Origin of the sequence: Shewanella sp. NKUCC05_KAH (genome assembly GCF_019345585.1) — a bacterium.
Lineage (GTDB): Bacteria > Pseudomonadota > Gammaproteobacteria > Enterobacterales > Shewanellaceae > Shewanella > Shewanella oncorhynchi.
Genome location: NZ_JAHKQZ010000001.1, coordinates 36,671 through 49,852, shown reverse-complemented (window position 1 = coordinate 49,852; position 13,182 = coordinate 36,671). Strand labels below are relative to the sequence as shown.

The 13,182-nt window shown below is 45.5% G+C and carries 12 protein-coding genes and 2 pseudogenes; 10 read left to right on the top strand and 4 right to left on the bottom strand.

What is annotated here, in order from left to right; all coding sequences use genetic code 11:
• The first annotated feature begins 43 nt into the window (after nt 1-43).
• The 4 genes and pseudogenes from KO533_RS00240 to KO533_RS00225 all read left to right on the top strand — a co-directional run.
• Nucleotides 44-2,551 (top strand): heavy metal translocating P-type ATPase, encoded by a 2,508-nt coding sequence (locus KO533_RS00240; RefSeq protein WP_219252335.1) that lies wholly within the window; start codon nt 44-46, stop codon nt 2,549-2,551.
• Nucleotides 2,552-2,634: 83 nt separating this feature from the next.
• Nucleotides 2,635-2,898 carry a hypothetical protein gene (locus KO533_RS00235; RefSeq protein ID WP_219252333.1) on the top strand — a complete coding sequence of 88 codons (264 nt, stop codon included), beginning with the start codon at nt 2,635-2,637 and terminating at the stop codon, nt 2,896-2,898.
• Nucleotides 2,899-2,915: 17 nt separating this feature from the next.
• Nucleotides 2,916-3,398: a Cu(I)-responsive transcriptional regulator gene (gene cueR, locus KO533_RS00230; protein WP_317629912.1), complete on the top strand. Its 483-nt coding sequence runs from the start codon at nt 2,916-2,918 to the stop codon at nt 3,396-3,398.
• A gap of 284 nt (nt 3,399-3,682) precedes the next feature.
• A pseudogene (locus KO533_RS00225) lies at nt 3,683-3,837 on the top strand (IS630 family transposase); the annotation flags it as partial.
• Here KO533_RS00225 and KO533_RS00220 read toward each other — a convergent pair.
• From KO533_RS00220 to KO533_RS22585, 3 genes and pseudogenes are all read right to left on the bottom strand, one after another.
• Nucleotides 3,833-4,190 (bottom strand): annotated as a pseudogene (locus KO533_RS00220) (transposase); the annotation flags it as partial. The pseudogenes KO533_RS00225 and KO533_RS00220 overlap by 5 nt on opposite strands.
• 1,071 nt (nt 4,191-5,261) lie before the next feature.
• Complete coding sequence (locus KO533_RS00215) at nt 5,262-6,557, bottom strand: site-specific integrase (RefSeq protein WP_212601532.1); 1,296 nt, start codon at nt 6,555-6,557, stop codon at nt 5,262-5,264.
• 61 nt (nt 6,558-6,618) lie between these two features.
• Nucleotides 6,619-6,837, bottom strand: coding sequence for a hypothetical protein (locus KO533_RS22585; protein ID WP_081729032.1), 219 nt, complete (start codon nt 6,835-6,837; stop codon nt 6,619-6,621).
• 180 nt (nt 6,838-7,017) lie between these two features.
• Here KO533_RS22585 and KO533_RS00210 point away from each other — a divergent pair, with 180 nt between their 5' ends.
• A complete protein-coding gene (locus KO533_RS00210; protein ID WP_131524191.1) occupies nt 7,018-8,589 on the top strand; it encodes a DUF3369 domain-containing protein in 1,572 nt (523 codons plus the stop codon).
• Nucleotides 8,590-8,648: 59 nt separating this feature from the next.
• On the opposite strand, the gene KO533_RS00205 is transcribed toward KO533_RS00210, so the two are convergent.
• Nucleotides 8,649-9,101, bottom strand: a complete 453-nt coding sequence (locus KO533_RS00205; RefSeq protein ID WP_219252331.1) for a hypothetical protein — start codon at nt 9,099-9,101, stop codon at nt 8,649-8,651.
• 257 nt (nt 9,102-9,358) lie between these two features.
• Here KO533_RS00205 and ccoN point away from each other — a divergent pair, with 257 nt between their 5' ends.
• From ccoN to KO533_RS00180, 5 genes are all read left to right on the top strand, one after another.
• Complete coding sequence (gene ccoN / locus KO533_RS00200) at nt 9,359-10,795, top strand: cytochrome-c oxidase, cbb3-type subunit I (RefSeq protein ID WP_028759964.1); 1,437 nt, start codon at nt 9,359-9,361, stop codon at nt 10,793-10,795.
• Between the two features lie 13 nt (nt 10,796-10,808).
• On the top strand, nt 10,809-11,435 hold the full coding sequence (gene ccoO / locus KO533_RS00195; protein WP_028759965.1) for a cytochrome-c oxidase, cbb3-type subunit II: 627 nt from the start codon (nt 10,809-10,811) through the stop codon (nt 11,433-11,435).
• An 11-nt stretch (nt 11,436-11,446) separates the two neighbouring features.
• Nucleotides 11,447-11,623 carry a CcoQ/FixQ family Cbb3-type cytochrome c oxidase assembly chaperone gene (locus tag KO533_RS00190; RefSeq protein ID WP_028759966.1) on the top strand — a complete coding sequence of 59 codons (177 nt, stop codon included), beginning with the start codon at nt 11,447-11,449 and terminating at the stop codon, nt 11,621-11,623.
• Nucleotides 11,623-12,591 carry a cytochrome-c oxidase, cbb3-type subunit III gene (ccoP, locus tag KO533_RS00185; RefSeq protein WP_219252329.1) on the top strand — a complete coding sequence of 323 codons (969 nt, stop codon included), beginning with the start codon at nt 11,623-11,625 and terminating at the stop codon, nt 12,589-12,591. Before KO533_RS00190 ends, ccoP begins: the two co-directional genes overlap by 1 nt.
• Nucleotides 12,592-12,701: 110 nt before the next feature.
• Nucleotides 12,702-13,181, top strand: coding sequence for a FixH family protein (locus tag KO533_RS00180; RefSeq protein WP_105252481.1), 480 nt, complete (start codon nt 12,702-12,704; stop codon nt 13,179-13,181).
• The last annotated feature ends 1 nt before the right edge of the window (nt 13,182 follow it).

Below are 13,182 nucleotides of genomic sequence, written 5' to 3'. Positions count from 1 at the left end.
AAGCATTAAGCTTTTTTTAACTCAACATTTAAGGAGTAGTTCAATGGCTTCTGTTTCCTTGCCACAAAACGCCAATCAATCCGTGTCCGCAGGCACTCGTCTGAGCCTGCCTGTCGAAGGCATGACGTGTGCATCATGTGTCGGCCGTGTCGAGCGAGCGTTGAAAGCGGTCCCCGGGGTGCAGACGGCCGTGGTCAATCTCGCTACCGAACGCGCCGACATTACTTTCCCCGGCGTAGCCAATCCGCAGGCGGCTGTTCACGCCATTCAGAGCGCTGGCTACACCATTCGCGAAGAGACCATCGAGTTGGCGATTGAGGACATGACCTGCGCATCATGTGTGGGCCGGGTAGAGAAAGCGCTCGTAAAAATTCCGGGCGTGCTCGAAGCCACTGTAAATCTGGCGACCGAGCGCGCGAGGGTGCGCCATTTTGCAGGGGTCGTCTCCACGGCAGATCTTGAAGCCGCTGTCGAACAGGCGGGCTACAAGTCCCGTCGCTTGTCCGCCGAAACGGCGAATGCTAGCGATCAGGACACTGAGCGTCGTGAGAGCGAGGCGCGGGCACTGCGACGTTCTTTCATCACTGCAGCCATCCTCACCTTGCCCGTATTCATCCTTGAGATGGGCTCTCACCTTATTCCCGCCATGCATCATTGGGTGATGGGGGTTCTGGGGCAACAGACCAACTGGTATGTGCAGTTCGTGCTCGCCACCCTGGTCCTGTTCGGTCCTGGTCTGCGCTTCTTCCTAAAAGGGGTACCGGCGTTGCTGCGCGGTGCTCCTGACATGAACTCACTGGTCTCGGTCGGCACCGCGGCGGCTTATGGCTATTCGATCGTCGCAACCTTTGCCCCTGAAGCGCTGCCGCAAGGCACTGCCAACGTCTATTTTGAAGCTGCTGCGGTCATCGTTACCTTGATCCTGCTCGGACGCATGCTGGAGGCGCGCGCCAAGGGGCGAACCTCACAAGCGATCAAGCGGCTCGTCGGACTTCAGGCTAAGACCGCGCGCGTCCAGCGCAACGGCGAAACGTTTGAAATACCGCTCGATCAGGTGATGACTAGTGACATAGTGCTCGTTCGTCCGGGCGAGAAGATTCCGGTCGACGGCGAAGTCGTCGAAGGTGCCTCTTATGTTGACGAGAGCATGATCACCGGCGAGCCGGTGCCCGTATCTAAAGGGGTGGGAGCCGAAGTTGTCGGCGGCACTATCAACAAGACGGGCGCTTTCAGTTTTTGCGTCACCAAGGTCGGCGCGAATACGGTGCTCGCGCAGATCATTCGTCTGGTCGAGCAAGCGCAGGGGTCAAAGCTGCCGATCCAGGCGCTGGTCGACAAAGTGACCATGTGGTTCGTCCCAGCGGTGATGGCAGCTGCCACGCTGACCTTCCTCGTCTGGCTAATCTTCGGCCCGTCCCCAGCGCTGACCTTTGCGCTAGTTAATGCGGTCGCGGTTCTTATTATCGCTTGTCCGTGCGCTATGGGACTGGCCACGCCGACCTCAATCATGGTTGGCACCGGCCGTGCGGCCGAGCTCGGCGTACTCTTTCGTAAGGGCGAAGCTTTGCAGGCGTTGCGCGATGTGAGCGTTATCGCGCTCGACAAAACCGGCACGCTGACCAAAGGACGCCCCGAGCTGACCGATCTCGTGCCTGCCGAGGGATTTGAATACAACGAAGTTCTTGCTCTTGTTGCGGCCGTCGAGACCCGCTCCGAGCACCCGATTGCCGAATCGATCGTCACAGCCGCAAAGCAGTTGAACCTCACCCTTGCACCTATTGAGAGCTTCGACGCAACACCGGGCTTCGGCGTGTCGGCCAAGGTCGCAGGTCGTACCGTCGCCGTCGGTGCGGATCGGTTTATGACGCAGCTCGGTCTGGATGTGTCGAGCTTGCAGTCCACCGCCCTGCGTCTTGGTGAGCAAGGCAAGAGCCCACTTTATGCCGCGATCGACGGCCGCTTGGCAGCGGTGATTGCAGTCGCAGATCCAATTAAAGAAACAACGCCTGAAGCAATCAAGGCGCTGCACGCGCTCGGACTGAAAGTAGCGATGATCACTGGCGACAATGCGGCGACCGCTGCGGCGATTGCCGAGCAGCTTGGCATCGATGAAGTCTTAGCCGAGGTTCTCCCCGATGGTAAAGTCGAGGCGCTGAAGAAGTTCCGGAACAATGGCGCGCGAGTAGCCTTCGTGGGAGACGGTATCAACGACGCGCCAGCACTCGCCGAAGCTGATGTTGGGCTCGCTATCGGCACGGGAACCGATGTAGCGATAGAAGCTGCTGACGTGGTGCTAATGTCGGGCGACTTGCGTGGCGTGACGAATGCGATCGCGCTTAGTCAGGCCACGATCCGTAACATTAAGCAGAACCTTTTCTGGGCCTTCGCCTACAACGCCGTGTTGATCCCGGTTGCGGCGGGTGCGCTCTACCCGTTGAATGGCACCTTGCTTTCGCCAATTTTCGCAGCGGCCGCAATGGCACTTTCCAGTATATTTGTGCTCGGCAACGCGCTCCGACTCAAGCGTTTCAGGGCTCCGATGATGGTTTAAACCCACACCAAGTCATTGGCTTTTGGGGTGGTAGCGCAAAAGTCACGCTTGGTAGACGAATATTGTTGAAGGAGTAACACAACATGTTTTCACCAAATACGCCCTTGGATCACCTCAAGGACGATTATAGCGACGCCCGAGAACATCTCTTTGCCACTGCAAGAGTCGTCACACCTGAGGTGTGGCGGGACTATATGCATTTGATCACCACATTAGCTCTGAGCAATCTTCAGATGGAATATAGACAACATGAATGCGATCTGAATACCTGTATGCCGACGTGTTCTTTACGCCCAGAGAAATATCTGTGCGTAGGTAAACCTCAGTTTTTGAGCGTATTTGATTAATTTACTAGAAGGAGAGAATGATGAATATTGGTCAAGCAGCCAAGTTGTCCGGCATCTCGGCGAAGATGATTCGCTACTACGAACAGATTGGCTTGATACCCAAAGCGAATCGTTCTGATGCTGGCTACCGAAATTACAGCTCGGCAGACGCGCAAAGCTTTCGCTTCATCCGTCGCGCACGCGACCTTGGCTTTTCTGTCGAACAAATCTCGGAGCTCCTGCTCTTGTGGTGCAATCGAGATCGCGCGAGCGCCGACGTTAAGGCGTTGGCGCTCTCCCATGCCGACGGACTGAAGGCGAAGATCGTTGAACTACAAGCTATGGTGCAAACGCTCGAGCAGCTAGCCGAAAATTGCCATGGCGATGGCCGCCCGGATTGCCCGATCCTTGCGGATTTGGCTGAGCCAACCGCCGCGAAAGAACGTTCGCAAGTTCCACATAGAACACCTCGATTTGGGAGTGACACACCCGCCTCGTCACGCCATCGTCCGCCACGGTGACTAACTCGTGAGCTTCTTCGATGGCGGCGTTTTCCAAGTTAGTTGCCACTATTGACTTACGCATCGAAGAAGCCCAAAAAGCACAATCATCAAGTTCTGTACAAGAACCAATACTAATCAAAATCAGCTCCAGAGGATGACCTATATGATGAATGTTCAATAAAATTACGCTAAGCACGATACTCATTTTTTGTTTTTCAGCCCAGGTATAAAGCCACCGCCAGCAATATAATTTGCATTAATTATGTGGCCTAATTGATATTCGCTTTTTAATCATAAAAAATATGAATAATCCGAACATCGCAGCCTTAGTAAATCGGAGAAAAGTGCACGCAAACGTAGGCACTATTTAGGCTTACTCCATTTCAGCGAAGGTCATTCTCGTACCGCTCTCGCAAGTATGCTGGTCAGTAGAATCAGTGTGAATCGATGGATATCAGTGTTATGGGAAACAGGTTAGATTGCTGTTTGATGAAACTAAATTTTACTTCATTTCTCTCGCAAAGAAGGCGCTGGCCTCGGTGTGCCCCTTGGGTATTTTTATAATTTATTTATCCATGCATAATCATTTGTTTTATCTGCGAAATTTATTAAACTCATTTCATTCAGACTATTCAAGGTAAGGCCTTGCTGCAAGGCTTCGTGTTTTTCCTTCCAGTTGTAAAGCAGACTAGTGCTAACTCCAAGAGGCTTTTTCGCATCGGCAACGCTATAACCTTGCTCCAGCACCATCAAGACGGCTTCATCCTTAAATGCCTGCGGATAACTCTTATGTGATTTGTTCAGACTCATATTGACCTCTTAATTTATTGACCATACTGTCTCAAAGTTAAGTGTCCAATGGGATTAGACCAGAACACGCTATCAGGGGCAGTGTTATGGACATCAATCCCATTTAAAAGTCATCGTATTAATAACTAACCGTAACTGTTCAACATTAAGCTACTCAGAAGTTATGGAGGTTAAGCCGCTTAAGCAGGCGTTATCCATAGAAATTTTAATTCTAAATTCACTAATTCGAGCTAAAAGTCTAACTTGAAAATGTCCAGAAATGAGCTGGGTGGGGTCGAGTTGAGATTGTCCGATTAAGTCTAGCTATTTAATCAACACTGTCAGTTCATATATGAGCTAGTACACATAATGATTTTTGTCCAAAAGTAGGTTAGGGCGCTTCACTCGATATCTATAAAAACTCCTGAAAATGACATATTTATGTCCATGGCGGCTCAAAATCGGCAACATCTTAGTATTTCATTGTGATTTTTTGGACAAGTATAAGCGCGTTGCTAGGTGTTTCTGGCTAGTTTGCGAGTCCAATATACCAAAGCATTCACGTAGCGACGATTAAATTGTTTAAGATACCGTCAGGTGAAACTGGTGATGTGTTCGAGCGACTCCGATGTTGATAAATCACGTCATCAACATTACAACAAATTAATAGGTAAGATTAAGCAGTGGAAATATAGCTACGAACCAATTTCAATTAAGCTTGGTAAACCGATGAATTATTGTAAGTAATCATTCTAATGGAGCGACATGATTTGATTGGGACATTGTTTCATAAAATTCATTTCTAACACGTCATCTATACTTCAAAAGAGTTCGCATAGCTGCGTGTGAGGTGCACTTTGTCAAAAAGCAGCAAACACAAAATTTAATGCGCTCTGGATGAACAGCTTTGCACCATAATAGAGCAAAGCTGTTGGCGGAGTGAATTATAGCCTTGATATATAATAACAAAATTCAGACTCACGAAATGACACAAAACTCATTTGGAATGACAAGCCACAAAAAAAGAGCTGCGATGGGAACCGTATAGAGAGCATTTAACATAATATACATTGTGCGCAGCTTTGTATCTAATCACTCTATGCCTTTCAAATGGTCGATTGGTTTGTTGAATGCACTTTCATGACGTTCAATTTGGCTTGTGTGCAAATATTGCGATGTAGTGTCGATACTTTCGTGGCCAGCGTCGGCTTGTACATGGGATAACGGTCTGCGGTTGATATTGATATCGTGCGTAATACCAGTGTGACGAATATTGTGGGCAGTAAGTTTGCGCATCTGCGCCGCATCTTGTGTAAAGCCATCGATTTCTATACGTTCTGCAGCCAGATTAATTATTTTTTGAATTTCGTCGCGAACATGACGAATGCCTAGATTGGCATTGAGGATACCAACATCTCGGCCGCGTCCAGCAGCTTTATGCCGTACAAACAAAGGATGATTTTCGTTTGGTCCTGGATAATCCGTTAATCCTAAAAACTGACGATATTTGACTAACGCATCGAGCAAAGCTTTTGAAATCGCAACACTGCGTCTTTTACCACCTTTACTCAACGGAATATGAAAACTCCAGATGCCCGTTTGCTGGTTACGTTTAAACTGGTTCATCACTGGCGAATAACCCGCACGTGCAGACACATCTGAAATGCGTAAATAACAGCAATAAATCAATGTAATGAGGAATAAACTTCTTTGATGTAACTCAGGAAATTCTTCTGCTAGTCCAGTAACGGTCGCCATAATATATGACCACTGTAATTCAGTGAATGCGAGACTATTTTCATCTTCATGACTTTGACACTGATATTGCCTGTTTGCTGCAAATCGACTGTGATTAAGCCAGATTTGGGCAGGATTCCGCTCACAATATTCTTCACTTGTCAGATACGAATAAAACGAAGACAAAATGGCCATTTTCGTTTTTAACGCATTATCGCTTAACACATAAGGCTGGATTTGCCCGAGTTGTTTTTTGCCGACAAATGGTCGCCATTGCGAGTTTGGAACCCGTTCATCATGCAGTTTATCGTATTTAAACTGTGGCACATTAAAATAACCGATCAGTGCTATCGGCGGTGCTTGGCAATAATCAACGTAACGACTCATGTCTTTGCGCGTAACTTGAATGGGAGACATTGAAACCACATCAAAACACCAATGCAGAAACGTAGTGAGTTCACTGCGATAAGCTTTATAGTTGTTTTCGTTATGCTTTTGCTCAAATAGCCAATCACTGGCATGCTCGATGACTAAGCCCGCATCAACCACCTTTTTCATGCTAATTTGGGTGATATATTGGTTAACAATACTATTGCCAACTTGTATGAATTCAAATGAGTCAAATAACGGGATTACTGGAGGAAGTTGCATATTACATCTGAATTATAAGAGTTTCTTGTATGATAATACTTAAATGCAAATGCCGATAATGTTATTTATCGGCATCAAGATATGTCAGATTTTTAGTGCAACTTGAAAATGAACATTGCTGACAAGTAATACGCTTTTTGCAACAGATCAAGCATAGCTGCCACACTTGCTGTTTCGATTGGCTATCTAAGCACGTGAAGTCAGATGCGCAGATGTGTCCATCATGTATTAGCTGTGCCAATTTATGCGCTGAAATTGATAAGTTAATTCGATTAGTCATGCCCTTTCCCTCCCTATCATTGTTTGATAGTAACAGAATACACAAATGAGAATTGTTATCAACAATGTAATTTAAGGATTGCCACTCACCTCGCTATTTTATGCAAGATTTTGCACCGCTTTGAAATGTGTCTACTACACTGATTATGTGATCATTATTTTTACTTGAATGAGGTATCGGATGCTGATTGATCTTGCAAAGAAAAACCCTCTTTTTTCCGGTAAAAAGTCTACCGAGACAACAGAGTCTGGTATTCCTTGGAAGGTATTAGTGGTCGATGATGAACCTGATGTTCATACCGTCACTAAGCTTGCCCTCTCCCGCTTTAAACTTGATGGCCGTGCCCTCACCTTTATCAATGCTTATAGTGCCGAACAAGCAAAAGAATTACTCAATCAAGAACATGACATCGCCATTGCCTTTATTGATGTTGTCATGGAAAGTGACCATGCAGGGTTAGAACTAGTAAAGTGGATCCGTGAAGAATTACTGAATAAAACCACTCGATTGATCTTACGTACAGGCCAGCCAGGGCAAGCACCTGAAGAAGACGTTATCGTCAATTACGATATTAATGATTACAAAGCAAAAGCTGAACTCGATTCCCGTAAGCTGATGACCAGCGTCTACTCAGCCCTTCGCTCTTATCGCGATATCATGGAAATCGAGCAAGCAAGGCGCACCCAAATAAATCACCGTAAGGGCTTAGAAAGAGTACTAGAAGCCACCTCAGGATTATTTGAACTGCGCACCCTACATAAATTCGCCGATGGGCTACTGACTCAAGTGGCCACTCTACTTAATCTCGATTCAGAAACGCTACTGCTGACTTGTAATGCGATTGATGCAATTAGTGGTCATGTTGAACCTGTCAATATAGAAATCCTTGCAGGTACTGGCCAATTTGCGAATAAATCCCACATTACGCAACTACCTGAACATATTGATCGTCTACTGCGCAGTGCGCTCACCCAACAGCGGTGCCTTTATGAAGACAATTGTTTTATCGGTTACTTTCCCACCAAAGGCGGTTTAATCAATCTACTTTATATGGATGGTATTGATAGAATTGATGATCTTGATAAGAAACTCATTGATATTTTTGCCATCAACGTGGGCATAGCCTTTGAAAATTTGCTGCTCAATCAGGAGGTGGAAGATACACAATCAGAGCTTATTTTACGTTTAGGTGATGTTGTTGAAAGCCGCTCGAAAGAAGCTGCCAATCATGTGAAACGTATGGCGGAGTATTGTTCTCAATTAGCATTACTAGCCGGTTTAAGTGAATACGAAGCCGATTTACTGCGCCGTGCCTCACCAATGCATGACATAGGTAAAATTGCGATCCCCGATGCTGTCCTACTTAAACCCGGCAAATTAGATGACGAAGAATGGAAAGTTATGCGTCAGCACCCTATGATTGGCCATCAAATTCTTGCAAATTCTGAGCGACCAATACTAAAGGCCGCATCAATTATTGCACTGCAACATCATGAAAAATATGATGGTTCTGGTTATCCTGCAAATCTAAAACAAGACGAAATTCACATTTTCTCGCGGATTGTGGCAATCGCAGATGTGTTTGATGCCCTTTCCCATGCCCGCTGCTATAAAACAGCTTGGCCTTTAGAAGAGGTTTTAGCTGAAATGCGTAAAGGGGCGGGAACACACTTTGATCCTCACTTATTACAGCTCTTTATTGAAAATGTAGACATTTTTGTCAAAGTAAAAGAAAACTGGAAGGATCACTAATCTGTATAGTTGATTGTCTTGATATTTAGAAAGCCTATCAGGCACTTTCAAAGATATATCTAACCATTGTCATCTGCGAGAAAATCAAAAAAAGCCGATTTAGTTTCACCATTAACGCTAAAACTCACAAAGCCACGCCAAACCATGTAGCCACTACTACAAGAACCGTAGACTAACTGACCGATATAAGTCATTTTGTCAGTTTGCTTCACATTTACAGGAATAACACCCATAAACATGTCTCTTCCTTCTAAGCGGATTTGCACATTAGAAATTGGCATGGAAGATAACAACTGTAATGTCAATGGCTTTTCGCTTGGTGCACTCCCTGGTGACAAGCGAAAAGTGAGCTCAACATCCCCAACTTTTTTAACACAATCCCCCTTAGAAAATTGGCAAAGTGAAGGATCAAGACTGCTTTTAAGTGTGACTTGCTTTGCATCTTCCTTACAAGCTGTGAGATTGAAGCTAAATAATGCAATAAATAAATAGGGACTCAGACGAGTTAGCACAAAGATTAACCTTATGATGCAATATGTTAACATTCTATGGCGTAGGTTGATCTAGATCAACTTTCCACACCCCTTCTTTGGTATCTTTTTTGATATGGCTCAAGTATCATTGCGAAACCTCATATTTGAGCAAAAATATGCAGGGTAACGCATTGACATCACTCAGCAACCTTAATAGGGAAGCTGAGTTTTATGTCATTTATAACAGGTAAAGCTTGTCTTTACTAAAAGTAAAAGTAATAAGCAGTGGAAGCATTATGATGAACCATTCCCAGCCAACAGGCGCTGATTACAATTACGCCATTGTCCGCCAATTTGCCTTAACCACAGTTTTGTGGGGTATTGTTGGTATGTCAGTCGGCGTATTAATTGCGGCTCAGTTAATCTGGCCTCAGCTGAACTTTGACACTCCTTGGTTAACGTATAGTCGCTTGCGACCATTACACACCAATGCGGTGATCTTCGCGTTCGGTACATCAGCCCTTTTTGCAACATCCTATTATGTCGTACAACGCACCTGTCAAACCCGACTATTTGCACCTAAGTTAGCCGCATTTACGTTTTGGGGATGGCAAGCCATCATTCTGTCAGCAGCTATCTCTTTACCAATGGGTTTCACCCAAGGAAAAGAATACGCTGAATTAGAATGGCCTATCGATATCGCAATTACTATCGTTTGGGTGTCTTACGCTATCGTGTTCTTCGGTACTATTATCAAACGAACAACTTCGCATATTTATGTGGCGAACTGGTTCTTTGGTGCCTTTATTATTACCGTTGCCGTACTACACATAGTTAACTCTATGGCAGTACCAGTCAGTCTGTTCAAGTCATACTCTCTGTATAGCGGCGCTGTCGATGCTATGGTGCAGTGGTGGTATGGTCACAACGCTGTAGGTTTCTTATTAACCGCAGGCTTCTTGGGGATGATGTATTACTTCGTACCTAAGCAAGCAGGTCGTCCTGTGTACTCTTACCGTCTTTCTATTGTCCACTTTTGGGCACTGATCGCACTGTATATCTGGGCTGGTCCTCACCACTTACATTACACAGCTTTACCTGACTGGACTCAGTCTTTAGGTATGGTGATGTCACTGATCCTATTCGCACCTTCTTGGGGCGGTATGATTAACGGTATCATGACCTTGTCTGGTGCTTGGCATAAACTGCGTACTGACCCTGTGTTACGTTTCTTAGTTGTTTCTCTGTCTTTCTACGGTATGTCTACCTTCGAAGGCCCTATGATGGCAATTAAGACAGTTAACGCATTATCACACTATACAGATTGGACTATCGGTCACGTTCACTCCGGCGCGCTAGGCTGGGTTGCAATGGTGTCAATCGGTTCTCTGTATCACTTGATTCCTGTATTGTTCGGTCACGGCCGTATGTACAGCATCAAGTTAATTAACGTCCATTTCTGGTTAGCGACTATTGGTACTGTACTTTACATCGTCTCTATGTGGATTTCAGGTGTAATGCAAGGTCTGATGTGGCGCGCAGTGAATGCTGACGGTACTTTGACTTATAGCTTTGTTGAAAGTCTGGAAGCTTCTTATCCTTTCTACTTCGTACGTTTCCTTGGCGGTTGTTTCTTCCTGACCGGTATGCTGATCATGGCATATAACGTGATCCGTACTGTGAAAGCCTCTAAAGATTCATTGCCAGCATTGGCTGAACCAACAGCGGCTTAAAGGAGCAAACTCGATGAAATTTAATCATGAGATAGTTGAAAAAAACATCGGTTTGTTAGCGATTTTTACCGTTATCGCTATCAGCTTCGGTAGTCTCGTTGAAATCACACCGTTGATTTTTCAAAAAGATACGACTGAGCCAGTTGAAGGTTTAAAGCCATACACTGCCCTGCAAATTGAAGGTCGTGACATCTATGTTCGTGAAGGTTGTTATAACTGTCACAGCCAGATGATCCGTCCCTTACGTGCAGAAACTGAACGTTATGGTCACTACTCTGTCGCGGGCGAATCAGTTTGGGATCATCCATTCCAATGGGGTTCTAAGCGTACGGGTCCTGATCTTGCACGTGTTGGCGGTCGTTATAGCGATAAATGGCATGAAGTTCACTTAATCGATCCTCGTGCTGTAGTTCCTCAATCGAATATGCCAGGGTTCCCATGGTTAGCCGAAAACAAGTTAGACGGCAAACTAACGGGTGACAAGATGACTATCCTACGTAACCTGCATAAAGGCGGTTACAAAGGTAATGATCTTTATACCGATGAAGAAATCGCAGGCGCACAGCAAGCTGTTGCAGGTAAGACAGAAATGGACGCCTTGATTGCATATCTTCAGTCTTTGGGTCACGCACTCAAATAAGGAGGCAATATATGGATTACGGCACATTACAAGGCATTTTAACCATCATTGTGATGCTGACCTTCGTCGGTATATTTGCTTGGGCATATAGCTCGCGTCGTCAAAAATCATTTGATGAAGCAGCTAACCTTGTGTTTTCCGATGAGGAAGTCAACAAGGTATCGAAGGACTCAGGAGAGAATAAGTGATGAGTAGCTTCTGGAGTGTTTGGATTACTGTACTCTCGTTAGTCGTGATCGCGGGTTGTTTTCTATTACTGCGTGTGTGTTCTAAGAACACCACTGACGTAAAAGAAGGCGAATCCATGGGTCACAGTTTCGACGGTATTGAAGAACTCAATAACCCACTGCCAAAATGGTGGAGTTATATGTTCTATATCACTATCGTGTTTGGCTTGATCTATTTGGCCTTATTTCCTGGTTTAGGTAACTATAAAGGCCTATTAGGCTGGACCAGTTCTAACCAGAGTATCGGTACAGAGCATGGCATTAAAGCCGATTCTGCCGCAGCGATTGAGCTAGCAGCAAAAGAAGGCCTTTATGTTCAGTATGATCAAGAAGTAAAACACGCTGATGAAAAATATGGCCCAATCTTCGCGGCTTACTTGGCAACACCACTAGAAGAATTAGTGAAAAACCAAGAAGCGTTGAAAGTGGGTGGCCGTTTGTTTCTGCAAAACTGTGCTCAGTGCCATGGTTCTGATGCACGTGGTAGCAAAGGTTTCCCTAATCTTACCGATGGTGACTGGTTATATGGTGGTGAATTAGCCACGATTAAGACCACTATCATGGCAGGTCGTCATGGCATGATGCCACCGAAAGGTGGCTTGCCAATCGAAGATAGCGAGATTACTGGTTTAGCTGAATACGTTGTTAAATTGTCTGGTCGTGAGCATGACGAGAAACTCGCTGCTCAAGGTCAAGGCTCATTCATGAAAGGTTGTTTTGCGTGTCATGGTATGGACGCTAAAGGCAACAAGTTTATGGGTGCTCCTAACTTAACTGACGATGTTTGGTTATATGGCGGTAGCCGTGGCATGATCGAAGAGACCATTAAACATGGTCGCGCAGGTGTGATGCCAGCGTGGAAAGACGTTCTCGGTGAAGAGAAAGTTCACGTCATTACAGCTTATGTTTATAGCTTGTCAAACAAGTAATTAGGTATAAGTAACACTAAGGCCTCGAAGACTTCGAGGCCTTTTTTTTAAAGTGCTAAAACCGTCTTTTAACGGTAAAATGGCGCAAATTTTTTGAATGGGTATCTGACATGAGCGAACAACAAGCCTGGTATAAGCAGTTCTGGCCTTGGTTTTTAATTATTCTTCCTTTATGTGCCGTCGTCGCAAGTTTTACCACGCTAAAAATTGCCCTTACGAACTCGGACTCTTTAGTCGCCGAAGATTACTACAAAGATGGCAAAGCCATTAATATGGACTTAAGTAAAGTGAAGTATGCCAAACAAATAGGCATGAATTTTTCACTCGATCAAGCCAATAATGAGATTTTACTGACGCAGCAAGGGGGACCTGCATATCAAGCCGCCTTGAAAGTCGAGTTCTATCATCCAACCATTGCCGACAGAGATATGAAACTCACTGCGACGGCCGATGCCAGTAATGTGTATCGCATTAGCATTCCTACTACCCTAACCGGTCCTTGGGAAGTTCGCCTCGAAAGTTACGACGGTAAATGGCGAATTCACCAACGCGTTGAATTAAAAGATCACGTCCAACTTTGGCTGAATTGAT